Raw genomic sequence first — 23535 nt, 5'->3', positions numbered from 1 at the left:
GGCCGGGGGACCCATGGACAGGATTACGCTGACCGGTGTGACCGCCGTCGGCCATCACGGCGTCTTTGATTTCGAACGCCGGGAGGGCCAGCCTTTCGTCGTGGACGCAGTGCTTCACCTGGACTTCACCGAAGCGGCGCAGTCCGACGACGTCCGGGACACCGCGCACTACGGCGAGGTGGCGCAGCGTATCACCGAGTGGATCTCCGGCGAGCCCCTCAACCTCATCGAGGCACTCGCGGTGCGGATCGCCGACAGCCTCCTGTCCGAATTCAAGCTCCAGGCCGTGGACATCACCGTGCACAAACCACAGGCCCCCATCGAAGTCCCGTTCGGCGACGTGGCGGTCACCGTCCACAGGGAACGGGTCCCCGCACGCTCCGCCATGGCCGGGGCACAAACGTGAACGGGACCTACACCAAGGCCGTACTTGCCCTGGGCAGCAACCTTGGTGAACGGAACGAGACCCTGACAGAGGCCGTGGCGGACCTGGTGGATCCGCCGGAGGTCCGGCTCCTGGCCGTCTCACCCATCGTCCAGACCAAAGCCGTGGGCGGCCCGGCGGGACAACCGGATTTCCTGAACATGGTCATCACGGTGGAAACCAGCCTGACCCCGCAGGAACTGCTTGACCACTGCCAGGCGGTGGAGAACAAGCACCATCGCGTCCGCGAAGTCCACTGGGGGCCGCGGACCCTCGACGTCGACATCATCACCTATGGCGACCTCCGCAGCGAAGACCCCACGCTCACCATCCCGCATCCGCGGGCGGCATCACGGGCTTTCGTCCTCTACCCCTGGTCACTCATCGAACCGGCCGCCACGCTGGACGGCGAACGGATCAGCACCCTGGCAACGCAGGCAGCGGATTTCGGCGACCTTGCCCCGTTCGACGGGTTCGGCGACTTTGACGGCATGCCCACGGCAGGAGCAGTGGAGGAGCGATGAAGCCCATCAACCCGCTGCGCCTGTTGCTGATCTGCGTCATCCTTGCCGTTGCGGGCTGGTCAGCCACCGTCGTCACCAGCCGGTACAGTATGGCCACCCCTGTCCTGCCCGCCACGGCGCTTGCCACCATGGGCGTCATCGTGATCATCACGCTGATCCTGGGTATCCGGGTGCTGCGGTGGCGCAACAGCGTCAAACCGAACAGCACGGCCAGGAAGACGCAGCTGGACCCCCTTCTGGCCGCGCGGACGCTGGTCCTGGCACAGGCGTGCGCCTACGCGGGAACAGTGCTGCTGGGCTGGCATGCGGGCATCTTCCTGGACCAGCTGCGGATCTGGAGCCTCCGCAGCGACCAGGGCATCACCTGGCTGGCCCTGGCCATGGCCGGCGGCGGCCTGGTGATGATCGTGGTGGGGCTCCTGGTGGAGCGGTTCTGCAAAATTCCGCCGGAGGATGGCGACGCCAACAGCGTCGACGGGAAGAAGGGCCGCCCTGCCCGCGGGGAAGCCGCCGGGGAAGGCGAATATGCATACCGAGGCGATTGACCCGCCGGGTATCGCCTGGCAGCGGGTGTCACCAAAATACATCACAGTCCGGTTGGTGGAATGGGCGGTGGCCAACCTCATCACCGTACTGCTCCTGTCCGCTCCGCTGGTGTTTGTCCTCCTGGGTTGGTGGCGCTGGCCCCCGCTGTGGCTGGCCGTCACCGTTCCGTCCGCCACGCTGCTGGCAGCCCTGTGGCGGCTGGTGCTCATACCGCGGCAGGTCCGGGCCATCGGTTACGCCGAGCGTGACGATGACCTGCTGATCAGGGGCGGCATCTTCTTCCAGCGCACCATGGCCGTCCCCTACGGCCGTATGCAGTACGTGGACATTGCCGTCGGACCCGTGGAACGCGCGCTGGGCCTGTGCTCCGTCAAGCTCCACACCGCCGCGCCCGGCACGAACGCACGCATTCCCGGGCTGCCGGCAGCAGAAGGCGCGCGGCTGCGGGAACAGCTGGCCGCCCGCGGCGAAGCCAGGCTGGCAGGACTGTGACCACTGACGGCCAGCTGCCCGGGCCGCCGGTGGTGCCGCCTGCTGCAGAACGCCCGGACACCAACAGGGCGGCCGACGGCGAGTGGCTGCGGGTGCATCCTGCCTCACCTTTCGTCCGCGGCTGGGTTGCCCTGGCCGCCATCACCTATTTCTTTGGCCGGGACCTCTTCGAACGGACGCTGCAGGGCCAGCCGGTGTTCGAGGACGGGTTCGCCAGGCGTGCACCATGGCTCCTGGGCGGCGGGGCGGTGCTGCTGGCCGTGGCGGTGCTGGGGTTCGTCCTCACCTGGTACTTCACCAAGTACCAGGTGTCAGGCGGCTACGTCCGGGTCAACAGCGGGCTCGTCTTCCGCCAGCACCGGCAGGCCCGCCTGGACCGCGTGCAGGCCATCGACATTGTGCAGCCCCTGCTGGCCCGGATCTTCGGACTGGCCGAACTCAAATTCGAGGTGGCCGACGCCGGCGAATCAGCCGTGCGCCTGGCCTACCTGAAGATTGATGACGCCCGGCAGCTTCGTGCCACCATCCTGGCGCGGGCTTCCGGGGCAGTCGCCGGAGCCACTTACGATGTGAGCGGCGTTCCGGACGCGGGTGCCCTTTCCGCCGCCGCCGCCGCCGACGCCGCCGGGGTCGGGTACGGCGTCGGGTCCGGGGCGGGCACCGGCCCGGGAGTATCAGCAGGGCAGGACCGCGTTGCCCAGCCCGCACCCGAGGCGCCGGAAATCACGGTCCTGGCCGTGCCGCCGTCGCGCCTTCTCGGATCGCTGATCCTGAGCGAGCAAAGCGTGTTTATCGTGGTGGGCGGCATCGCTTCGGTGGTTCTGTCAACGCTGACGGACAACCGCGCTTTCTACTTCTACCTGGTGCCCGCGGCCCTGGGCCTTGCGGCCGGCTACTGGAATTTCTTCAACAAGGGGTTCAATTTCACCGCCGCGGTTTCGCCCGACGGGATCCGGCTGCGGTACGGGCTGCTGGATACCCAGGCGCAGACGCTTCCGCCCGGGAGGATCCAGGCGGTGAAGGTGGCCCAGCCTCCGCTGTGGCGTCCGTTCGGCTGGTACCGGATGCAGGTGAATGCCGCCGGTTACGGGGTTTCCGGCAACGCCGCCGAGGGCAGCACCAGGACCATCCTCCTGCCGGTGGGAAAGCTTTCCGACGTCATGGCGATGCTGTCGCTGGTCCTGCCGGACCCTGGGACCGACCAGCCGGAACTGGTGTTTGCCGCAGGGCTTAACGGCAGGGATTCCGACGGCGGATACGTCACTACGCCGCGCCGGGCCCGGCTGCTGGCACCCCTCACGTGGCGGCGAAACGGGTATACCGCAACGGACACGGCCCTGCTGATCCGCTCGGGGCGCTGGTGGCGGGAGCTTGTACTCGTTCCCCACCAGCGGACCCAGTCGCTGGCATTGCAGCAGGGTCCCCTGGCGCGCCGGTTCCGCGTGGCGGACCTGGTCCTGCACACGACGGCAGGACCGGTGTCCCCCCGGCTGATCCAGGCCGGTCTGGACGAGGCCAGGCAACTCTTTGATGAGCAGTCGGCACGTGCCCGGTTGGCCCGGAGGCGGCAAACCACCGAACAATGGTTGCGGCAGGTTGTTCCGTCAGCACGAGACCATTACCAACAGGAAGGCCAGCAGCATGGCTAAGCCCGGACGCCTCGGCGTCGGAATCATCGGTGCCGGCAAGGTGGGAGCCGTGCTTGGCGCTGCTTTGCGCGCGGCCGAGCATGCCGTCGTCGGGGTGTCAGCCGTGTCCGACGCGAGCCGGGAGCGGGCTGAGGCACTGCTGCCCGGCGTGCCCGTCCTGGAAGTGCAGGACATTGTTGAGCGGGCGGAACTGGTGTTGCTGGCAGTGCCGGATGACGCCCTGCCTGGCCTGGTGGAGGGGCTGGCGAAGCTTGGGGCATGGCAGCCAGGCCAACTCGTGGCACATACGTCCGGGCGGTTCGGCGTCGGCGTGCTGCATCCGGTCCGTGCCGCCGGTGCTATTCCGCTGGCGCTGCACCCCGCCATGACATTCACTGGCATGAGCCTGGACCTCACGCGGCTGCTGGACTGCACTTTCGGGGTGACGGCCGACGCCGCCATGCTGCCCATCGCCCAGGCGCTGGTAGTGGAGATGGGGGCGGAGCCCGTTGCGATCGCCGAAGCAGACCGGACGCTGTACCACGCAGCCCTGGCGCACGGTTCCAACCACCTGGTGACCCTGGTGGCGCAGGCGTCGCAGCTCCTGCGGGAGGTGGGCGTGGAGATGCCCGAACGGATGCTTGGTCCGCTGCTGCGCGCCACGCTGGAAAATGCGCTGGCCTCAGGGGAGTCGGCGCTGACTGGCCCGGTTGCCCGCGGGGACGTGGGGACAGTCAGTGCCCATGCTGAGGCTTTGCGGGAGTTCGACGGCGGCGGGCACGGCGACGTGCTCGAGGCCTACCTTGCGATGGCGCGGGCCACTGCCCTGCGGGCAGAAGGCCGGGGACTGCTGAAACCTGACCAGCTGAAGGGGCTGCGCGAGGCCCTCGATCCGAAGGAGGACTGAATGTCCATTCAACTCGTCACCACCGTTGCCGGACTGCACGCCGAAAGCGCCAGGCTCCTCGGCGCAAAGCGCGGGACATCGCAGGGCCTGGTGCCTACCATGGGTGCACTCCACGAAGGCCATGCCGTGCTGGCGCGCACCGCCGTCGAGCACAACGACGTGGTGGTGGCCAGCATCTTCGTCAACCCCCTGCAGTTCGGCGATGCCGTGGACCTGGACCGCTACCCGAGGACACTCGACGCCGACCTTGCGCTGCTGGAGGAGCAGGGCGTTGACCTCGCATTCGCACCGTCCGTGGAGGAGGTCTACCCCGGCGGGGAGCCGTTGGTGCGTGTTACCTCCGGCCGCCTCGGGGAAAAGTGGGAGGGCGCTTCCCGGCCCGGACACTTTGACGGTGCCCTGACCGTTGTGGCAAAGCTGCTGCATTACGGAACGCCTTCAGCGGGTCTTCCTGCCGGTTCCGCCGATGACGCTTCCGAAGCTGGCGGCCTGCCCGCGTACCGGGCCTACTTCGGGCAGAAAGACGCCCAGCAGTTGGCCCTGGTCCGGCGGATGGTTGCTGACCTGAACTTTCCGGTCGAGATCGTCGCTGTGCCCACCGTCAGGGCAGAGGACGGGCTGGCGCTATCCAGCAGGAACCGCTTCCTGTCCGACGCCGAGCGGGACGCCGCGCTGGTTCTTTCCAGGGCGCTGCGGCTGCTGGAGGAGCGGGCAAACGCCCATGAGCCGCTGGACCTGGATTCCGCGCTGGCGCTCGTTGATTCCCAGCCGCTGGTGGATCTGGACTACTTCGAAGTGGTGGACCCGGGAACCCTTGAACCGCTGGCCGAGAACTGCCGGGAGACTCCCTTCCGTGGTGAAGGCTTGGCGCTCATCGCCGCCAAGGTTGGCCCGGTGCGGCTGATCGACAATATGCCGCTCAGTTCCTGAATCTTCACTACTCCCGGGTTTCCGTTTCGTAGAGTAGGTAACGAGCACGCTGAGTTAGAGGTCCAGCACGTCCTCGCTGGCCATGAGCCACCGCGCAGCTGCTACTGCACGGCGCCAACGCACTCCGGGAACAGTACGAACGGCGTTCTAAAGAAGTCAGCCCACAGCGGATCCTCCGGTGATAGCTCATCGAGATCTATGAGTTGGTCGTCGTCTGGTTCCCAGTGGGGGAGGTCTTCGGGGCCGGCATCCAGGCAAGGGGTTGCAGCAGGCATCGGCATGCTGCCGGGTGGCCAGTGGGTTGGTTCGGGATCGCGGTGTTCCGGTTTGTAGTGTCGGCCGGCGGGTGAGGTCCAGTCCGGTGACTCGTTTTCCGTTGCCTTATCGGGGATCCATGGGCGGGCGTGCTTGAGCCGGTGGTGTTTGGGGCAGAGCTGTCCCAGGTTGTTGGCGCCGGTGGTGCCGCCGTGGTCCCAGGCGGTGAGGTGGTCGGTGTCGTTGTCCGGGGTGTGGTTGTTGCAGCCGGGGAAGGTGCATTTGCCGTCCCGCATCCGGATCCATTGCTTGATGGTTTCGGGCAGCCGGTAGCGGGTGCGGCCGATCTCCAGCGGGGCGCCGTCGCGGGGGTCGACCAGGACCCGGTAGAACGACTCCGCCCCGTCCGCGACGAGTTTGCGGGCCATCGATGCCGGGATCGGGCCCAAACCGTCCAGCACCGCGGGTTCGTCCGTCTGGCCGAGGACGGAGAATACCGGCACCATGACCAGCACATCGGCCCGCGGGGTGGGGACTCTGCCTGCCTCGGTGGGTCCCGGGCTGTCGGTGTCGCTGGCGTTGCCTGCGCCGAGGAGGAGTGATGCTGCGATGTCGGGGCGGAGTTGGGTGAGGGTGCGGGGCTCATCGGGGCCTTGAAGGCCGCGGGCGGTGGCGGTGGTGCGGTTCCAGATGGCGCAGGCGGTGTCGCCGGGGAGGTGGAGGGAGATCCAGGCCATGCCGTCGCGGTCCGGGGTGTATTCCATCCGCCGGTCCGCGACGCCTTTGGCGTGGCGCTTTTCCAGGGTTTCGGGGTGGTGGCGTTCCCGCCAGCCGCGGACCTTGGCCCGGAACCGGGAGGGCACGAGTTCACCGGGGGCGGCACCGCGGGCCGGGTTGGGCGCGTCAGGGTCGAAGAAGTGCTCCACCAGCCCGGCGGCACCGTCCGGGGACAGGCCTTCGGTTTCGTCGGCAACAATCCTGGCGTGGGGCCAGGACACGGCACCGGCGGACAAGGCTGCCAGGACGGGCGGCAACAAACACACCCGCCTGGACTGCTCCACGAACGCCCCGGCAGCGCCGGAGCTGATGGTCAGGACCCCGGCGATCTCCTCCAGCGCTGACATCTCCGCGAAGGTGCGCTCGTGCACCGGCGCGTCCGGGGCAAGCATCGCGTGCTGGATCTCAACGGCCTCGGCAACATCACGGGCCTTGACCGCGGCGAGCTGCGCCTCCAGCCGCTTCACCACCTCCAACCGTTCCAGCCGGAGCTCATACCGCCGCTGCAACACATCAACATCAGCACCAACACCAAGCCCAACGCCGGCCCCGGCAGCCAGGAAAATGTCCTCGCGGTCAAGCGCATCAAGGGCAGCTACAGAGGCATGAACGCCCTCCATAGCCACCCCACCACCGCTGCTGATTCCCATACGAACATCATCCAACGGGGGTCTGACAATCAAACCGGCAGCCTAAACCTGCCGACTAAACCCGCCCTGCCCCGCCTCGCGCTCAGCCCAGTGCCGCCCAGGCGCCTTTGGTGCCCGGCCCCGTGCCGCCGTCGTACGTAATAAAGCAGGGGGACGAACAAATAGTCAGCTTGCTTATCACTTTCAGCTTTCCTAGGCTGGAAAGTGTCAGGCAATCAACTCTCGATGCGGACCACTGCGCGCGAAAAACACGCAACCGCAAGCATGAGGAGGAACAATGTCAGAGCACAGCATCGCAGGCAAGAAGGTAGCATTCCTGCTGACTGACGGAGTGGAGCAGGTGGAGCTCACCAGCCCCTGGCAGGCCGTGAAGGATGCCGGCGGCGAACCCACACTGGTGGCTCCCAAGAGTGGCAAGCTGCAGGGCTACAACGGCACGGAGAAGGGTGACACCTTCGACGTCGACCTTACGGTGGCTGAAGCGAATGCCTCGGACTTTGACGCCCTGGTGCTTCCCGGCGGCGTCGTCAATGCGGACCACCTTCGCGTGGACAAGGACGCCCAGGCCTTTACCCGCACCTTCTTTGAACAGCACAAGCCAGTGGCATCGATCTGCCACGGACCCTGGCTGCTGATCGAGGCCGGAGTCATCAGGGGCCGTAACGTCACGTCCTACTTCACCCTCGAAACCGACCTGAAGAACGCGGGAGCCAACTGGACGGACCAGGAAGTGGTGGTGGACCAGGGCCTGGTCACCAGCCGGAACCCGGATGACCTCCCGGCCTTCAACAACAAGCTGGTGGAAGAGATCTCTGAAGGGGAGCACGCGGGCCAGACCGCCTGACCCCTAATGTTCCCTCAGGGGTAAAAAACCCGTAGGGAGGAATTACTCCAGCGGGTAGAGTGTTGGAATCTGCAGCGGCGCAGCCCGCGCATCACTTCCAAAAACCCCTGAGGGAACACCCATGTCTACCGAAGCCTCTCCGAACGCCAGCGGCAAGTCCGTTCAGGGCGAAGCAACGCGGGCGGAAACCCGCGAAGGAACCCAGCCCGCTGCCCCGGAGAAGATGTCCCGGGAATCCGTCACGATCATCAGCACGCTGCTGGTGGCGACGTTCGTGGTGATCCTCAACGAGACCATCATGAACGTCGCCCTGCAGCGGCTCATGGTGGACCTTCGCGTCGATGCTCCCACCGTGCAGTGGCTGTCCACCGGGTTCATGCTCACTATGGCCGTGGTCATCCCGACCACCGGCTTCATCCTGCAAAGCCTGTCCACGCGCGCCGTCTTCATGCTTGCCATGGGACTGTTCGCCGGCGGAACAGCGCTTGCCGCGGTGGCGCCAGGGTTCGAGGTCCTGCTCCTGGCACGCATTGTCCAGGCCGGCGGCACCGCCATCATGCTCCCGCTGCTGATGACCACCATCCTTACCCTGGTTCCGCTGGCCAAGCGCGGCGCCGTCATGGGCAACGTCAGCATCGCCATTTCGGTGGCACCGGCCATGGGCCCCACGGTCTCCGGCCTGATCCTGGAGCATTTCACCTGGCGCTTCATGTTCGTCTTCGTGCTGCCGGTGGCCCTTGCGGCGCTGGCCATCGGCGCGAAATACCTCACCAATGTGGGCGAGCCCGAAAAGGCAAGGCTGGATGCACTGTCCGTCGTCCTCACCGTCCCCGCCTTTGGCGGCCTGGTCTATGGGCTCAGCCAGATCGGCGGCGGCCATGGGGGCCAGGCCGGTCCGAGTGCCGGCGCCATCGCAGCCCTGGTCATCGGCGTCGCTGCCCTCACGGTCTTCGTCCTGCGCCAGGTCCGGCTCCAGAAGGCAGCCGCGCCGTTGCTGGACCTGCGCGCCTTCAAGCTCCGGATGTTCACCGTTTCGGTCCTGCTGATGGTGGTGGCCATGATGGCCCTGTTCGGCGGCGTCATCCTGCTGCCGCTCTACCTCCAGGAAGTCCGGGGCCTGGGCTCGCTCGAAACCGGTCTTGCGCTGCTTCCCGGCGGCCTGGCCATGGGCCTGCTCGGCCCGGTCATCGGCCGCGCGTTCGACAAGGTGGGCCCGCTGCCGCTCACCATTACCGGATCCATCCTGATGGTGGTGACCCTCTGGCAGTTTTCCATGCTCGACGCCGGCACCCCGGTTTGGTGGATCGTCACCCTGCACGTGGGGCTGAGTTTCGGCCTCGCGCTGCTGTTTACGCCCGCCTTCACCACAGGGCTGAACCCGCTGCCGCCGCACCTCTACTCCCACGGGTCCGCGATCATGAGCACCACCCAGCAGGTGGCCGGTGCCGCCGGAACGGCACTCCTGGTGTCCATCTTCGCCGTGGTGAGCGCGACGTCGGGACTCGTCGCCGGGATGAGCGCCGCCTTCCTGACGGCAACAGTCATAGCCCTTGCCGCCGTCGTACTTTCCGCGATGATGCGCAAGACCGAAGGTGCCGGCGCGGGTCACGGCGGCCACTAGCCCAACTTGGCGCTACCTACTTGGGGGTCAGCCGGCGAAGAACTCGCTCAATTCCTTGATCAGCCTGTCCGGAGCCTTGATGGCGCCGTCGTGGCCGAGGCCGGGCAGGATGGTGTAGCTGGAGCCCGAGAGTACGTCGTGGATCTGGCCGCAGGCGATGCCGAAGTAGGCGGGGCTCTTTTCGCCCACGACAATCAGTGTCTCCAGGGGAAGCGCCTGGAAGGGCTCGGCCGGCATGTCGGCGGCAATGATGGCCTTGATTTCGCGGACGCCGGTGCGCATCAGCTCGCGCTGCTGCTTGCCTTCGCTGGTGCCGGCGGTCAGTTTGTTCGCCAGGGTCAGCATGGAAAGCGGCATGCGCGATGAGAAGGAACCGCCGGCTTCCAGGCCGCGCTGAATCACGGCAAGGGCGCGGTCATGGTCTCCGGCGGCGATGGCCCGCTCATACTCCACGATCCAGTCGGCCGTGACGCTGCCGTTCACGGAGACCGCGGGGTCGTAGACGGCGAGCCGTTCCACCGGCAGGGTCCGCGCCGCGTGCAGGGCAACGGCGCCGCCGAAGCTGTGGCCAAAGACGTCGGTGCTGGAGGTGTGCTTCATGACCGTCTCCAGGTCCCGGATGTCCACGTCCAGCGTGTAATCGTCGGGCTGGGGCGATGAGGATCCGCGCCCGCGGCGGTTGAAGGTATGCACCGGACGGCCCAGGGCGGCGCTCAGTTTCTGGGCGAACTTGGTGTAATCCGCAGCCGTCACCATGGAAGGCGGCACAACCACCACGCCCGAACCCGCAGAAGCAAGTTCAGCGCCGGTGGAGAAGAGCTCCACAGTGCCGCCGTCGGGGGTCCTGATGTTCTCTCGCGTCATGTTCCGAGCCTAGCCGAGCAAGCCGGGCGCGGCATCCCGGCGGCCGGCAGCAGGCGGGGTCAGGCCAGGCGGTTGATGAGGTCCTGGCTCGCGGCGCGGATGGCCGGCAACAGGTCCCCGAGTCCGCAAAGGATCAGCCCGGCGTCGGCGGCCTGCATGGCGGATTCAGCATCGGCCGCGCCGTCCGCCCGGAGGTAGATCAGGGATTCGACCAGGCGGAAGGTGAAGTCGCCGCCATCCGGGCCGCCCGGCGCGGCTGAGAGCCCGGCGCCCAGTTCCCCGTACAGCCGCCTGAGCTCCTGGCGGTGGCTGTGGAACAGGGCAAAGCGGGCGCTCCGGACCTCTGGCAGGTGGTACAGCACGCCGAGGTTCCACCGGGCGCTGCACAGCTGGGTGCCGTCATAAAGTGCGACGGCGTGCAGCCGGGTTCCAGCGGGACCTTCCGTCCCCGGGGCGTCAGCGGGCAGCGCGGCCACGGTGCGCGCGAACGTCAGCCCACCCGTCACCGTCCCCTCGAGGAGGTCCTCGAGGATATCGTCCTTGGTCTTGAAGTGGTGGTACAGGGAGGACTGCCGGATGCCCACCGCGTCCGCGATGGACCGGGTGGAGGTGCTGGCGAAGCCCTGGGTGGTGAAGAGCTCCGCCGCGGCGTCCAGGATTTCATCGCGGGCGGTGGCCCCTGGCCGCGAGGGCTGCTGGTGGCGGGGGCGGCCCGGTCCGGCGGAAGTCACGGCCCCATTCTTGCATCACGGGGCAGGGTCAAAATCGCCGTCCTCCATTGTGAGGGGACGGAAATCTCCCGGAAACAAGATGTCTATCCGTCTTTTACAGAGGTGAAACTGTTTGGGGACATCCCGCTGGAAAACTATCAATTGACCGGTAATCAGCAGCCTTCGGCCGAGCGCTGCAGTGCCGGGAGGCTTCGCCCCCAAGATCCCTTTCCAGTTCCGGAGATTCCCGATGACATCAACAGTTCTCCCCACCGTCCACCAGGACGATGCAGACCTGACGTCCCTTGGCTACCAACCCACCCTCCACCGAAAGCTCGGCCGCTACGCTTCTTTTGCCGCGGGCTTCTCGTTCGTTTCCATCCTCACCACCATCTTCCAGCTCTTCGCCTTCGGCTACTCCTTCGCCGGGCCCGCGTTCTTCTGGACCTGGCCGGTAGTCCTGGTGGGCCAGCTCCTCGTGGCCCTGAACTTCGCCGAACTCGCCGCCCGCTACCCCCTGTCCGGTGCCGTGTACCAGTGGGCGCGGCGCGTCGGCGGGGAAGGCGTGGGCTGGTTCGCCGGCTGGTTCATGGCGATCGCGCAGGTGGTCACCGCAGCAGCTGCCGCCATCGCCCTGCAGGTGGTCCTGCCCCAGCTTTGGGAAGGGTTTCAGGTGGTGGGCGGCGACCCCGCACTCAACACGGTGACCGGTGCTTCCAACGCCGTAGTCCTGGGCGCCGTCCTCCTGGTGGCCACCACCATCATCAACTCGCTGGGCGTAAAGCTGATGGCACACGTCAACTCCGTAGGCGTCACCTGCGAGATCGTGGGCGTCGCCGCCGTCATCCTGGCCCTCATCAGCGCCGCCCAGCGGGGGCCGGACGTGGTTGCGGACACCACCGCGCTGCAGGGATCCGACCTCGGCGCCGTGGGGGCCTTCCTGGTCTCGGGGCTGATGGCCGCCTACGTCATGGTGGGCTTCAACTCCGCCGGTGAACTGTCCGAGGAAACCAAGGACCCGCGCCGCACCGCACCGCGGACCATCCTCTCCGCCCTCCTCATTTCCGGCGTCGGAGGTGCGCTGATGATCATCACCGCCCTGATGGCCGCGCCCAGCCTCGACGACGGCCGCCTCGCCACCGAAGGCCTGCCCTACGTCCTCACCGCAGTCCTGGGCACCTTCTGGGGCAAGGTCCTGCTGGTGGACGTGGCCATCGCCATCTTCGTCTGCACCCTGGCGATCCAGACTGCCGGTTCCCGCCTGGTCTTCTCCATGGCCCGCGACGGCAAGCTCCCGGCGTCGGCCCTGCTCTCCTCCGTCCACCCCACCCGCGGCACGCCCATGTGGCCCTCCATCGTGATCGGGGCACTGGCAGTTGCGGTGCTGGCCATCAACGTCGGCAACGCTGCCCTGTTCACCACCCTGTGCAGCGTCTGCATCGTAATGGTCTACCTCGCCTACCTCCTGGTCACCGTCCCGCAGCTGCTCAGCCGCCTCCGCGGCGACTGGGACCGCGTGGGGCAGACCATGCCGGCAGGCCTCTTCTCGCTGGGTCGCTGGGGCCTTCCCGTCAACATCCTCGCCGTCCTCTACGGCGGCGTCATGGTGGTCAACCTCGCCTGGCCCCGGCCCGAGGTGTACGACCCCTCCGGAGAGAACGGGCTCCTGCTCTGGTCCGCACCCCTGATGGTCGCCGCCGTCCTGCTCCTGGGCTTCTGGGTCCGGAGCCGGAACGTGGCAGCCAAGGCCTGACATACCTGGAACCCAAGCTTCCACAAGAACCCCAAAGACCTACAGGACTGACATGACACAGACCATCGAAACCCCCACTACCGGCACCGCCACCACAGCCGGCGCCCGCGCCCACGCGCGGGAACAGCATGGCCGGACCGCCGAAACCATGCGCCACGTGCCGGCAGCTTCCGCCCCGGCGCACCTTCTGGCGGGAATGCCCGACGGCGTGTCCCCCACCTGGGCGGAACCCCTCGCCTTTGGCCGCTACACCACCATGTCCCTGGCCCGCGGCACGCGGGTCCGGCTCACGGACACCGCAGGTGACGCCTGCGTTCACACCCTCCTGTACCGCGCCGGCGCCACCCACGAACGCCTCAACGTGGCCGACACCGTCAAAGTCCCCTGGCAGGCCTACCCCGGCACGGGCCACCCGATGCTGTCCGACGCCGGGCGCCTGATGGCCACGATCGTTGCCGATACTTCCTCCAGCCATGACGCACTGACCGGCGCCACCACCCTCGCCGGCAACACCGCCAAGTACGGCGCCGGAACCGCCCACAGCGCCTCTCCGGCAGCACGCGAGCTGCTTACCCTGGGCGCCCTCAAGAACGGGCTGGGCCCGCGGGACGTCGCTCCGTCCCTGTCGCTCTTCAAAGGCATCACGGTCGACCCGGCCGGAAGCATCACCTTCACCGGGAGCGCCGGACCGGGTGCCGCCGTCGAACTCCTGCTCCAGATGGACGCCGTGCTGGTCCTTGCCAATACCGCGCACCCGCTGGACCCGCGCGCAGATTTCACCGGCACCGCCGTGGACATCGTCGCCTGGCACGCACCGCAGGACCTGGCAGCACTGGAGGCCGGCACCCTGGCCGGACCCTTGGCCCCGGAACACCTGCAGGCCCTCCGCAACACTGAACACGACCTCGCCGCAAGGAACGCCCGATGAACACTGCCATTGACACCAAGCCCATCCCGGACGCCGCCGATACTGCCCTCGCCCCGGGCGCCGTGGTCCTTGATGAATTCGTCGAGGCCCGCGGTCCCTGGTCAGCGGTGGTGGCAGCGGGCGACGTGCTGACCATCGTGGACCTGGAAGGCAACCAGGCCGTGGACTGCCTGCTGTACGCGGCGGCGGACACCACCCTGCGCTACTCGGCGGCGTCCACCATCGCTGCCCAGCAGTCGATTGTCCTCACCACCGGCTCCGTCCTCCGCGCTGACACCGGGGCAGCCCTGATGACCGTCGTGGCGGACGAGGTGGGCGTACACGACACTATCGGCGGCGCCTGCTCGCAGGAATCCAACACACTCCGCTACGGCCAGCACACCCGCGAACAGCACGCCTGCGTGGAGAACTTCCTGATCGAGGGCTCCCGCTGGGGCCTGGGCAAGCGGGACCTGGTGTCCAACATCAACTGGTTCATGAACGTCCCCGTGGACCCGGACGGGGCCCTGGGCATCGTTGACGGCCTGTCGGCTCCCGGCAAGCGCGTGGCGCTGCGGGCCGAGGTGGACACCCTGGTGCTCGTCTCCAACTGCCCCCAGATCAACAACCCGTGCAACGGCTTCAACCCCACCCCAGTCCGCATGATCGTCACCCGGCCGGAGGCTGCACTGTGACCAACAAGAACGTGAACACTTTCGACACCCTGCTGATTGCCAACCGCGGCGAGATCGCCTGCCGCATCATCGAATCCGCCCGGAAACTGGGACTGCGCACCGTTGCCGTTTTCTCCGAAGCGGACCGGGGCGCCAAGCACGTCCGCCTCGCCGATGAAGCCGTGCTCCTGGGGCCCGCGCCGGCGAAGGAGTCCTACCTCCGCGTGGACGCCCTGCTTGAGGCCGCCAAATCCACCGGCGCCGGTGCCATCCACCCCGGGTACGGTTTCCTGTCCGAGGATGCGGCCTTCGCAGAAGCCGTGGAAGCAGCCGGGCTGGTTTTCGTAGGCCCTACCGCCGAGCAGCTCCGCATCTTCGGCACCAAACACACAGCACGCGACGCCGCCCGCGCGGCCGGGGTGCCGATGATCGCCGGTTCCGGGCTGCTGGAGGACGTGGACGCCGCCGTCGCGGCCTCCGCAACGATCGGCTTCCCGCTGATGCTCAAGGCCACCGGCGGTGGCGGCGGGATCGGCATGACGGTATGCCGCGACGAGGCTGAACTGGTTGAAAGCTTTCCCCGCGTCGCGCGCCTCGCCGGCGCCAGCTTCGGCACCGCCGGTGTCTTCGCCGAACGGTACGTGGAGAACGCCCGCCACATCGAGGTCCAGATCTTCGGCGACGGCGAAGGCCGGGTGGTCAGCCTCGGCGACCGGGACTGCTCGCTGCAGCGCCGCCACCAGAAAGTCCTGGAGGAAGCTCCCGCTCCGGACCTGCCGGATGAACTGCGCGAGGAACTCCACCGCAGTTCCCGCGCCCTCTGCGCGTCCCTCAACTACCGCTCCGCCGGCACCGTGGAATTTGTCTACGACTCCGCCCGCAAGGAAGCCTCCTTCCTGGAAGTCAACGCCCGGCTGCAGGTGGAGCACCCCGTCACCGAGGCCGTCACCGGCGTGGACCTGGTGGAGTGGATGCTCCGCCTGGCCCAGGGCGGCAGCGAAGCTTCAACCGTCCTCGCCAATGTGCCGGACAGCCTCCCCGTCACAGGCCACGCCGTGGAAGCACGCGTCTACGCCGAAGACCCGGCCCGCGGTTTCCAGCCCAGCGCCGGCACCGTGACCAACGCCGCCTACCCGGAAACGGAGGGCGTCCGCGTGGACGCCTGGGCCGAAACCGGCACCGACGTTTCCACGAATTACGACCCCCTCCTGGGGAAAATCATTACTTCCGCTCCGAGCCGCACCGACGCCTTCAACCGGCTGGCCGCAGCCCTCAAAGACACCCGGATCGACGGGATCGAAACCAACCTCGGGCTGCTCCGCGCCGCCACCGCCCTCGACGTGGTGCGCACCGTCCAACACTCCACGAGCACGCTGGACAGCGTAGGAGATCCCGAACCGCGCATCACCGTGGGCCGCCCCGGCCTGCAGACCAGCGTGCAGGACTGGCCCGGCCGCACCGGCCTCTGGCAGATCGGCGTACCTCCCAGCGGCCCCATGGACGATCTCTCCTTCCGGCTCGGAAACACCGCCCTCGGCAACCCGGAAGGCGCTCCCGGCCTGGAATTCACCATGACCGGCCCCAGCCTGACCTTCACCCACGCCACCACCGTGTGCGTCACGGGCGCGGAAGTAACGGTGACAGTTGATGGGACGGAGGTGCCCGGCTGGGCGCCCGTCACGGTCCCCGCGGGAGGAACGCTCGACGTCGGCACGGCCGGCAGCAAGGGCCTGCGCGGCTACATCCTGTTCCAGGGCGGCCTGGACCTTCCCAAGTACCTGGGCAGCGCTTCCACCTTCGCCCTGGGCCAGTTCGGCGGCCACGCCGGGCGGGTGCTCCGCGCCGGGGATGTGCTCCGGGCAGTCGCCACGAACGCCGCTGCCGGAAACGGCACACCCACGGCCGCGGTGCCGCTGGACAGCCGCCCGGCCCTGACCTCGGCCTGGGAACTTTCTGTGGTGGAAGGCCCGCATGGTGCCCCGGAGTTCTTCCAGCGCGAAGACATCGAGGAACTGTACGCTGCGGAGTACGAGGTCCACTTCAACTCCGCCCGGACCGGCGTGCGCCTCATCGGTCCTAAACCGCGCTGGGCGCGGACCGACGGCGGCGAGGCAGGCCTGCACCCCTCCAACATCCACGACACCGCCTACTCGGTGGGTGCCCTGGACTTCACCGGCGATACCCCCATCCTGCTGGGCCCTGACGGTCCCAGCCTGGGCGGTTTCGTCTGCCCGGTCACCGTGGTGACCGCCGACCGCTGGAAGCTCGGCCAGCTGCGTCCGGGGGACAAGGTCCGGTTCGTTCCCATCCAAGCCAGCCAGGCGCCGTCGGCCAGGGACCTGGGACCCGGCCGCCAGCTGATGCTCCCGGGCGACGCCGGCTGGTCGGGTGATCTTTCGACCCACCTCCCTGCGGTCACCCCCGCTGCCGGCCGCACGGCACGCGGCGATGGCGACGACGGCGTGCTGGGCCGGGTGCCGGAAGGCCCCGGACGGCCGGCCGTCACCTATCGCCGCTCCGGCGACGACAACCTTCTCGTGGAATACGGCGAGATGGTCCTGGACCTCGGGCTCCGCGCCCGGGTGCACGCCCTGCACCAGCACATCGAACAGCTGCGGGTGCCGGGAATCGTGGACCTCACCCCGGGAATCCGGTCCCTGCAGATCAAGGTGGACCCGTCCGTCCTGTCCACCACGCGGCTGCTGGACCAGGTCCAGGAAATCGAGGCCGCGCTGCCCGCCAGCTCCGAGCTGGTGGTTCCCAGCCGCACGGTCCGGCTGCCGCTGTCCTGGGACGACCCCGCCACCCGTGAAGCGATCGAGCGGTACATGGCCGGTGTCCGCGACGACGCCCCGTGGTGCCCCTGGAACATCGAGTTCATCCGCCGGATCAACGGCCTGGACTCGGTCAACGACGTCTTCGACACCGTCTTCAACGCCGAATACCTGGTCCTGGGCCTTGGGGATGTCTACCTTGGCGCTCCGGTGGCCACCCCGCTGGATCCGCGCCACCGCCTGGTCACCACCAAGTACAACCCGGCCCGCACCTGGACGCCGGAGAACGCTGTGGGCATCGGCGGCGCCTACATGTGCATTTACGGCATGGAAGGACCGGGCGGCTACCAGTTCGTGGGCCGCACCACCCAGGTGTGGTCGCGCTACGCGGATTCCGCCCCGTTCGAGCCGGGCTCACCGTGGCTGCTGCGCTTCTTTGACCGGATCTCCTGGTATCCCGTCAGCCCGGAAGAGCTCCTGGACCTGCGCGCCGACATGGCTGCCGGCCGTGGCCGCGGTGTGGAGATCGAGGACGGCACGTTCTCGCTCGCCGAGCACGAAGAGTTCCTGGCTGAGAACAGCCAGTCCATCGCGGCGTTCCGGGAAAAGCAGGGTGCCGCTTTCGCGGTGGAACGGCAGGCCTGGGCCGACGCCGGTGAGTTCGACCGCGCGGAGGCGTTGGCCGCCGTCGTGTCCCCAGTGGCGGACGAGGTGGACGTGCCGGAGGGCGGTTCCCTCGTGGCCGCACCGTTCGCGGCGAGCGTCTGGAAGGTTGACGTGGCCGAGGGTGACCGGGTGGCAAAGGGGCAGCCCCTGGTTTCGCTCGAGGCAATGAAGATGGAAACCGTGCTGGAAGCACCCTGCGACGGCGTGGTCCTGCGGGTGCTGCCGGTTGCCGGTTCGCAGGTGGTGGCAGGCGAAGCGGTGGTGGTCCTCGGCGCCGACGACCTTGAGCAGATCGGGGCCGGCACGCCGGAACTTGAGGAGGCAGCAGTATGAGCACGGCAATCAACGGCAGTGCCACCCGGCGTGCCACGGCAGCGCTTGCCGCGCTTGAAACAGTGGACCGCCCGGAAATCTGGATCACGCTCCGCAGCGGGGAGGACCTCCTGGGGGAGGCGGCAGCGATCGACGCCGCCGCGGCGGACGGCGCGGACCTGCCCCTGGCCGGGCTCCTGCTCGCCGTCAAGAACAACGTTGACGTGGCAGGCATCCCGACGACGGCAGCCTGCCCGGGCTTCGCTTACCTGCCCGAAAAAGACGCCGAAGCGGTGGCACGCCTCCGCGCCGCCGGTGCCCTGGTCCTGGGCGCCACCAACCTGGACCAGTTCGCCACCGGACTGGTGGGGACGCGCAGCCCCTACGGCGCCGTCCGCGACTCGCGCCGGCCTGAGTACATCTCCGGCGGATCCAGCTCCGGCTCCGCGGTAGCCGTGGCGCTGGGACTGGTGGACATCGCGATCGGTACGGACACGGCAGGGTCCGGCCGCGTCCCGGCGGGGCTGCAGGGCATCGTGGGCATCAAGGCAACGCTGAACGTCGTCTCCACAGCGGGCGTTGTGCCCGCGTGCCGGTCCTGGGACGCCGTCACCATCTTTGCCCGGCACCTGTCCACCGCCGAGCTCGCCATGGGCGTCATGGCCGGCAACTCCCGGTCCTGGCCCGCAGACATCAAACTGGCTGCACCGGCCCGGCCGCGCGTGGCGTATCCCGCCAGCCTGCCCGCCTTGCCGCCGGAGTGGGCCGCCGAATTCCACCACCAGGTTGACCGGTTGCGGGAGGCCGGGGTGGACGCCGAGGCCATCGATTTCGACGCCTTCCTCCAGGCAGCCCGGCTGCTGTACGACGGCGCACTGGTGGCCGAACGCCACGCTGCAGTGGGTGCTTTCCTGGAGAAGCACGACGGCGGCACGGCCAGCGGGGCGGGCATCGATCCGACCGTGGCGGGCATCGTAGCGGCGGCGGGCACAGTGCCCGCCCACCGGTATGTTGCCGATACGGGAAGGCTCGGGGTGCTGAAAGAGAACGCGATGGCGAAGTTGGAGGGCTTTGACGCACTCGTGGTTCCCACCGCGCCGTTCCACCCCACGCTGGCTGAAGTCGCCGCGGACCCGGTAGGCGTGAACTCCCTGATGGGCACCTACACCAACTTCTGCAACCTGTTTGACCTCTGCGCCGTTGCCGTCCCCGCCGGGGAGGTGGACGGCGCCCAGTTCGGGCTCACGGTGGTCGGCCGGACCTTCGATGATGCCGTGGCGGCAGACATCGCCCGCCGCCTGGAGCTAACCCCGGAGGCTCCCGCCCTCTTCGCTGCGGGCGCAGCGGAGGAGGCTGACCGCACTGGTGCCCGCCCGTCGTCGTCCGCTCCCTGGCCCGTGGCGGCCGGCGCAACCGCCGTGCCGCTGGTAGTCGTGGGCGCGCACCGCAAGGGCCAGCCGCTGGCGCCGCAACTGGAAGAACTCGGCGCCGCCTGGGACGGTCCCGTGAGGACCGCGGCGCGCTACCGCATGGTGGCACTGGACACGGTGCCGGCCAAGCCGGGCGTCTACCGGTCCGACGACGGCGCGGAACTGGTGGGGGAGCGGTGGCTTCTGTCCCCGGCAGCCCTGGGGACGTTTCTGGCCTCCCTCCCCGAACCCATGCTCCTCGGATCAGTGCAGCTGGCGGACGGATCGAGTGCCGTCGGGTTCGCCTGTGACGCCATTGCCGCTGCCGGCGGGGAGGACATCACCGCCTGGGGGGACTGGCTGGCGGACCGGAGCGTGGAACCGGCGCCGCGGACCGTGTGGCGTGACCTGGGGGAGGCTGCCCTCGCGGGGTTCAGCCGCGGGGAGCGCGGATAGCCTCAGCTGCGTCCGGGCGGGATTCCCCGTCCGGACGTTCGCCCGTGAAATACGCCGCGATGTCCGCCACCAGTTCCTTGACCGCTGCCGGAATGGACCCGTGGAAGCACTTGGGGGAGAGCTGGTAGGTGCTGCCCGGAACTGCCTGGTGCAGCCGTTCGGCCGTTTCCTTGTAGTAGGCGGGGCTCTTGCCGCCGGCCATGAAATGGGTGTTTGCAGGCAGCACGTTGAAGTCCCGGGCATGGTCCTTTTCGTCATATGCCGCGCGTAGTTCGCCCACACCGCTCGGCATGACCTGGCGGAACATTTTGTTGACCTTGGTCCGGGACAACACGGCCATCAGGCCGGCCAGGACCGGTTCTGGGATCCTGGCCATGGTCGAGCCCGGGCGGGTGGCCTTCTTCATATGCGCCAGCGCAAGGCCCACCCTGCCCTGGTTCACCGCGTCCTCGAACCCGTCCAGCCACCTGGTGTCGATGCTGCCGTCGATGTTCACCGCCGCGTCATACACGGCAAGCTTGTCCGGGACGAACGCGGTTCCGGTGAACTCCTGCACCGCATTAAGGGCCACCGCTCCGCCCAGGCTGTGCCCCAGGATGTTCCGGGCTCCGGTGGCCGTGAGGACCGTCCGGACATCCTCGATTTCGGTGGCCATGGAGTAGTCCGCTGGCTGTTCGGACGAGTTTCCGCGGCCCCTGCGGTCGTAGACGTCAACCGCCCAGCCGTCCCCCAGGCCCTTCGCCAGGGCAATGGAGAACGGGCGGTAGATCAGGGCCGTGAGGAACGCGCCGCCGATCAGCAGCACCCGCCGTTCGCCGGGCGCCTCCTCGGTGCCGTAACTGTACAAAGCCAGCCTGCCGCCGTCGTGCGTTGGAAGTACACGTTCTTTCACCAGCCCATCCTAGGGTGCACACCTGCCCGGCAACTGGGAGCCCGGATACCCAAGGCCCGGTAAACTTGTGGATTGTGACTTCCCAAAACACCCCCGCGCCCAAGAACGCCCCAGAGCCTGCCGACGCCAGCGAGCAGATGCGGATCCGCATGGAAAAGCGCGCCAAACTTCTTGAGCGCGGCGCTGAGGCGTACCCGGTGGGTGTGGAGCGGACGCATTCCCTCGCCGAGATCCGGGAAAAGTACGCCCACCTCGAGGCGGACGACACGACGGGCGACACCGTGGGCGTCACCGGGCGCGTCGTCTTCATCCGCAACACCGGCAAGCTCTGCTTCGCCACGCTGCAGGAAGGCGGCACCGACGGCAAGGCCACCCGCCTGCAGGCCATGCTGAGCCTGGCCAACGTGGGTGAGGAAGCGCTCGCCGACTGGAAGGCGCTGGTTGACCTCGGCGACCACGTGTTCATCAAGGGCGAGGTCATCTCCTCCCGCCGCGGCGAGCTGTCCATCATGGCGGATTCCTGGTCCATGGCCTCCAAGGCCTTGCGCCCGCTTCCGGTCCTGCACGCGGACCTGAACGAGGAAACCCGCGTCCGCCAGCGCTACGTCGACCTGATGGTCCGTGACGAGGCCCGCGAAATGGTCTACACCCGCGCCGCCATCACCCGCTCCATCCGCGAGACGCTGTTCCGGCACCGCTACGTGGAAGTGGAAACCCCCATCCTTAACCTGGTGCACGGCGGTGCCCTTGCGCGGCCGTTCGAGACCCACATGAACGCCTTCGACCAGAAGATGACCCTGCGCATCGCCACTGAGCTGTACCTCAAGCGCGCCGTGGTGGGCGGGATCGACCGCGTCTACGACATGGGCCGGGTGTTCCGCAACGAGGGCGTGGACTCCACCCACAGCCCCGAATTTACAACGCTTGAGTGCTACGAGGCCTGGGCGGACCAGTTCGTCATGGCCGAGCGGATCAAGGAGATCATCCTCGACGCCGCCGACGCCGTGGGTGCCGGCCGTGTCCTGCAGACCGAGGCAGGGGAGATCAACCTCGACGGCGAGTGGGCCTGGCTGGCCGTCTACCCCGGACTTTCCGACGCCGTTGGGCAGGAGATCACCCCGGATACGCCCGTTGAGGTGCTTCGGGGCATTGCAGAAAAGCACGACGTCAAGGTGGACCCCAAGTGGGACGCCGAAAAGCTGGTGGTGGAACTCTTCGGCGAAATCGTGGAGCCCACCCTGCTGAACCCCACCTTCGTCTACGACTACCCGCCCTCTGCCCAGCCCCTGGCCCGCCCGCACCGCGAGGACGGCCGGCTGATCGAGGCCTGGGATTTGATCATCGGCGGCATGGAGCGCGGCACCGCCTTCTCCGAGCTGATCGACCCCGTCATCCAGCGCGAACGGCTTACCGAGCAGTCCCTGCATGCAGCTGCCGGTGACGTGGAGGCCATGCAGCTTGACGAGGACTTCCTGCGCGCCCTGGAATACGGCGCCCCGCCCATGGGCGGCATCGGCCTGGGCATCGACCGGCTGGTGATGCTCTTCACCGGCGCCGGGATCCGCGAAACCATCCTGTTCCCCCTGCTGAAGCCCGAAGGGCACTGATCATGGAATACGTAGCGGTTATCCTGCCCTCCCTGGTGGTGGGCCTGCTGTTCTGGTTTGCCATGAAGGCAATCTTCAACGCGGACAAGGCCGAGCGGCAGGCAGAGGCCCGTGCGCAGGCCGAGGCCGATTCCCTCCCCGCACAGCCCACGGACCGTCCGGGCCCGGAATCCAAATAGATAAAACCCCCTTCTTTCCGGTTTTATCCCCAAGGAACCAATAGGCGCTTTGACGCGTTGCCAAGATAAGAGTCATAATTTTTTTGGGAAACATCCTGCTTTTCTGAAAACCCAAGAGGAAGACCTTTAATGGCACAGAAAGTAAACATCATCCTCGTTGATGATCTGGATGGGGGATCCGCAGACGAGAATGTTAAGTTCGGCCTCGACGGGGTCAACTACGAGATTGACCTGTCGGCAGCCAATGCCGCTGAACTTCGGTCTTCATTGGAGAGGTTCATCAATGCTGCACGCAAGGCATCCGGAGGAGGCCGCGCCGCCCAGCGGGCGAAGGCTCCAACGGGAGCCCGCAGCCACGATTCGGCCCAAATCCGGCAATGGGCCCGGGATAACGGCTACACCGTTAACAGCCGCGGCCGAATTCAGGCTGAAATCCAGGAGGCCTACCAAAAGGCAAATTCCTAGGACTGCCTTTAGCGCCGCTGAAACCCCGCTTCCCGCCGCCAGGCGGGGCGGGGTTTTTCAATTTCCGGCTATTTGCTGCTATGGGCCGGCTGCATCCGCGCCCAATTGGACTAATTAGGCGCTCTGCCTGGCCGCCAGGCCACCGCGCCAATTGAAGTTTGCACACGCCGGCGCGGCCTCCTGCATATCCTGCCGGGTGCCCCTGCCGGCCCGGTTCGCGGCACCGCAGGCCGCCGCCGTGCTTATTCCCGCAAGGGCCCGGGTTTCCC

Annotated in this window: 21 protein-coding genes; 17 read left to right on the top strand and 4 right to left on the bottom strand. The window is 67.7% G+C overall.

Going from position 1 to position 23535, the window contains the following annotated elements; genetic code table 11:
• Positions 1 to 13 precede the first annotated feature (13 nt).
• Genes folB through Q9R31_RS08680 form a run of 7 tightly spaced genes read left to right on the top strand, consistent with a single transcriptional unit; the run spans position 14 to position 5451 of the window.
• Entirely contained in the window at positions 14 to 406 is a 393-nt protein-coding gene (folB, locus tag Q9R31_RS08710; RefSeq protein ID WP_311262320.1) for a dihydroneopterin aldolase, read from the top strand.
• A complete protein-coding gene (folK, locus tag Q9R31_RS08705; RefSeq protein WP_311262319.1) occupies positions 403 to 948 on the top strand; it encodes a 2-amino-4-hydroxy-6-hydroxymethyldihydropteridine diphosphokinase in 546 nt (181 codons plus the stop codon). The genes folB and folK overlap by 4 nt, the downstream gene beginning before the upstream one ends.
• Positions 945 to 1493 (top strand): DUF3180 domain-containing protein, encoded by a 549-nt coding sequence (locus Q9R31_RS08700; RefSeq protein ID WP_311262318.1) that lies wholly within the window; start codon positions 945 to 947, stop codon positions 1491 to 1493. Before folK ends, Q9R31_RS08700 begins: the two co-directional genes overlap by 4 nt.
• Positions 1474 to 1986, top strand: coding sequence for a PH domain-containing protein (locus Q9R31_RS08695; RefSeq protein WP_311262317.1), 513 nt, complete (start codon positions 1474 to 1476; stop codon positions 1984 to 1986). Before Q9R31_RS08700 ends, Q9R31_RS08695 begins: the two co-directional genes overlap by 20 nt.
• Positions 1983 to 3635 carry a PH domain-containing protein gene (locus Q9R31_RS08690; RefSeq protein ID WP_397428223.1) on the top strand — a complete coding sequence of 551 codons (1653 nt, stop codon included), beginning with the start codon at positions 1983 to 1985 and terminating at the stop codon, positions 3633 to 3635. The genes Q9R31_RS08695 and Q9R31_RS08690 overlap by 4 nt, the downstream gene beginning before the upstream one ends.
• Positions 3628 to 4521 (top strand): DUF2520 domain-containing protein, encoded by an 894-nt coding sequence (locus Q9R31_RS08685; protein WP_311262316.1) that lies wholly within the window; start codon positions 3628 to 3630, stop codon positions 4519 to 4521. Before Q9R31_RS08690 ends, Q9R31_RS08685 begins: the two co-directional genes overlap by 8 nt.
• Complete coding sequence (locus tag Q9R31_RS08680) at positions 4522 to 5451, top strand: pantoate--beta-alanine ligase (protein WP_311262315.1); 930 nt, start codon at positions 4522 to 4524, stop codon at positions 5449 to 5451.
• A 101-nt stretch (positions 5452 to 5552) separates the two neighbouring features.
• On the opposite strand, the gene Q9R31_RS08675 is transcribed toward Q9R31_RS08680, so the two are convergent.
• Positions 5553 to 7133 (bottom strand): DUF222 domain-containing protein, encoded by a 1581-nt coding sequence (locus Q9R31_RS08675; protein ID WP_311262314.1) that lies wholly within the window; start codon positions 7131 to 7133, stop codon positions 5553 to 5555.
• 277 nt (positions 7134 to 7410) lie between these two features.
• On the opposite strand from Q9R31_RS08675, the gene Q9R31_RS08670 reads away from it, so the two are divergent.
• Together Q9R31_RS08670 and Q9R31_RS08665 are read left to right on the top strand one after the other, a co-directional pair.
• The gene (locus Q9R31_RS08670; RefSeq protein ID WP_311262313.1) at positions 7411 to 7977 is read left to right on the top strand and encodes a type 1 glutamine amidotransferase domain-containing protein; all 567 of its coding nucleotides are present in this window, start codon (positions 7411 to 7413) and stop codon (positions 7975 to 7977) included.
• A gap of 121 nt (positions 7978 to 8098) precedes the next feature.
• Complete coding sequence (locus Q9R31_RS08665) at positions 8099 to 9598, top strand: DHA2 family efflux MFS transporter permease subunit (RefSeq protein WP_311262312.1); 1500 nt, start codon at positions 8099 to 8101, stop codon at positions 9596 to 9598.
• Positions 9599 to 9625: 27 nt separating this feature from the next.
• Here the strand turns inward: Q9R31_RS08665 and Q9R31_RS08660 are convergent, their stop codons facing one another.
• A complete protein-coding gene (locus Q9R31_RS08660) occupies positions 9626 to 10462 on the bottom strand; it encodes an alpha/beta hydrolase (RefSeq protein WP_311262311.1) in 837 nt (278 codons plus the stop codon).
• A 59-nt stretch (positions 10463 to 10521) separates the two neighbouring features.
• On the bottom strand, positions 10522 to 11193 hold the full coding sequence (locus tag Q9R31_RS08655; protein ID WP_311262310.1) for a TetR/AcrR family transcriptional regulator: 672 nt from the start codon (positions 11191 to 11193) through the stop codon (positions 10522 to 10524).
• A gap of 229 nt (positions 11194 to 11422) precedes the next feature.
• Here Q9R31_RS08655 and Q9R31_RS08650 point away from each other — a divergent pair, with 229 nt between their 5' ends.
• The 5 genes from Q9R31_RS08650 to atzF are packed head-to-tail and all read left to right on the top strand — an operon-like array spanning position 11423 to position 20123.
• The gene (locus Q9R31_RS08650) at positions 11423 to 12925 is read left to right on the top strand and encodes an amino acid permease (RefSeq protein WP_311262309.1); all 1503 of its coding nucleotides are present in this window, start codon (positions 11423 to 11425) and stop codon (positions 12923 to 12925) included.
• 52 nt (positions 12926 to 12977) lie between these two features.
• Positions 12978 to 13853 (top strand): urea amidolyase associated protein UAAP1, encoded by an 876-nt coding sequence (locus Q9R31_RS08645; RefSeq protein WP_311262308.1) that lies wholly within the window; start codon positions 12978 to 12980, stop codon positions 13851 to 13853.
• Positions 13850 to 14527 carry an urea amidolyase associated protein UAAP2 gene (locus Q9R31_RS08640; protein ID WP_311262307.1) on the top strand — a complete coding sequence of 226 codons (678 nt, stop codon included), beginning with the start codon at positions 13850 to 13852 and terminating at the stop codon, positions 14525 to 14527. Before Q9R31_RS08645 ends, Q9R31_RS08640 begins: the two co-directional genes overlap by 4 nt.
• 11 nt (positions 14528 to 14538) lie before the next feature.
• Positions 14539 to 18279 (top strand): urea carboxylase, encoded by a 3741-nt coding sequence (gene uca / locus Q9R31_RS08635; RefSeq protein ID WP_311262521.1) that lies wholly within the window; start codon positions 14539 to 14541, stop codon positions 18277 to 18279.
• Positions 18276 to 20123, top strand: coding sequence for an allophanate hydrolase (gene atzF, locus Q9R31_RS08630; protein ID WP_311262306.1), 1848 nt, complete (start codon positions 18276 to 18278; stop codon positions 20121 to 20123). The genes uca and atzF overlap by 4 nt, the downstream gene beginning before the upstream one ends.
• On the opposite strand, the gene Q9R31_RS08625 is transcribed toward atzF, so the two are convergent.
• A complete protein-coding gene (locus Q9R31_RS08625; protein ID WP_311262305.1) occupies positions 20101 to 21015 on the bottom strand; it encodes an alpha/beta hydrolase in 915 nt (304 codons plus the stop codon). The genes atzF and Q9R31_RS08625 overlap by 23 nt on opposite strands.
• A 74-nt stretch (positions 21016 to 21089) precedes the next feature.
• Between Q9R31_RS08625 and lysS the strand changes: the two genes are divergently transcribed.
• From lysS to Q9R31_RS08610, 3 genes are all read left to right on the top strand, one after another.
• Complete coding sequence (lysS, locus tag Q9R31_RS08620) at positions 21090 to 22622, top strand: lysine--tRNA ligase (RefSeq protein WP_311262304.1); 1533 nt, start codon at positions 21090 to 21092, stop codon at positions 22620 to 22622.
• A gap of 2 nt (positions 22623 to 22624) precedes the next feature.
• Positions 22625 to 22801 (top strand): hypothetical protein, encoded by a 177-nt coding sequence (locus tag Q9R31_RS08615; RefSeq protein ID WP_311262303.1) that lies wholly within the window; start codon positions 22625 to 22627, stop codon positions 22799 to 22801.
• Between the two features lie 129 nt (positions 22802 to 22930).
• Entirely contained in the window at positions 22931 to 23266 is a 336-nt protein-coding gene (locus Q9R31_RS08610) for an Lsr2 family protein (protein WP_311262302.1), read from the top strand.
• Positions 23267 to 23535: the final 269 nt, after the last annotated feature.

It is taken from the genome of Pseudarthrobacter sp. BRE9 (genome assembly GCF_031844305.1).
Classification (GTDB): Bacteria; Actinomycetota; Actinomycetes; order Actinomycetales; family Micrococcaceae; genus Arthrobacter.
Note: the sequence above shows the minus strand (reverse complement) of the source record. Positions and strands in the feature narration are given on the sequence as shown.

Bases quoted from the DNA above. Each gene is read 5' to 3' on its own strand.
- atzF (WP_311262306.1), top strand. From the start codon at position 18,276: ATGAGCACGGCAATCAACGGCAGTGCCACCCGGCGTGCCACGGCAGCG.
- Q9R31_RS08700 (WP_311262318.1), top strand. From the start codon at position 945: ATGAAGCCCATCAACCCGCTGCGCCTGTTGCTGATCTGCGTCATCCTT.
- Q9R31_RS08680 (WP_311262315.1), top strand. From the start codon at position 4,522: ATGTCCATTCAACTCGTCACCACCGTTGCCGGACTGCACGCCGAAAGC.
- Q9R31_RS08615 (WP_311262303.1), top strand. From the start codon at position 22,625: ATGGAATACGTAGCGGTTATCCTGCCCTCCCTGGTGGTGGGCCTGCTG.
- Q9R31_RS08640 (WP_311262307.1), top strand. From the start codon at position 13,850: ATGAACACTGCCATTGACACCAAGCCCATCCCGGACGCCGCCGATACT.
- folB (WP_311262320.1), top strand. From the start codon at position 14: ATGGACAGGATTACGCTGACCGGTGTGACCGCCGTCGGCCATCACGGC.
- Q9R31_RS08685 (WP_311262316.1), top strand. From the start codon at position 3,628: ATGGCTAAGCCCGGACGCCTCGGCGTCGGAATCATCGGTGCCGGCAAG.
- Q9R31_RS08660 (WP_311262311.1), bottom strand. From the start codon at position 10,462: ATGACGCGAGAGAACATCAGGACCCCCGACGGCGGCACTGTGGAGCTC.
- Q9R31_RS08665 (WP_311262312.1), top strand. From the start codon at position 8,099: ATGTCTACCGAAGCCTCTCCGAACGCCAGCGGCAAGTCCGTTCAGGGC.
- Q9R31_RS08645 (WP_311262308.1), top strand. From the start codon at position 12,978: ATGACACAGACCATCGAAACCCCCACTACCGGCACCGCCACCACAGCC.
- Q9R31_RS08675 (WP_311262314.1), bottom strand. From the start codon at position 7,133: ATGGGAATCAGCAGCGGTGGTGGGGTGGCTATGGAGGGCGTTCATGCC.
- Q9R31_RS08610 (WP_311262302.1), top strand. From the start codon at position 22,931: ATGGCACAGAAAGTAAACATCATCCTCGTTGATGATCTGGATGGGGGA.
- Q9R31_RS08670 (WP_311262313.1), top strand. From the start codon at position 7,411: ATGTCAGAGCACAGCATCGCAGGCAAGAAGGTAGCATTCCTGCTGACT.
- Q9R31_RS08650 (WP_311262309.1), top strand. From the start codon at position 11,423: ATGACATCAACAGTTCTCCCCACCGTCCACCAGGACGATGCAGACCTG.
- Q9R31_RS08695 (WP_311262317.1), top strand. From the start codon at position 1,474: ATGCATACCGAGGCGATTGACCCGCCGGGTATCGCCTGGCAGCGGGTG.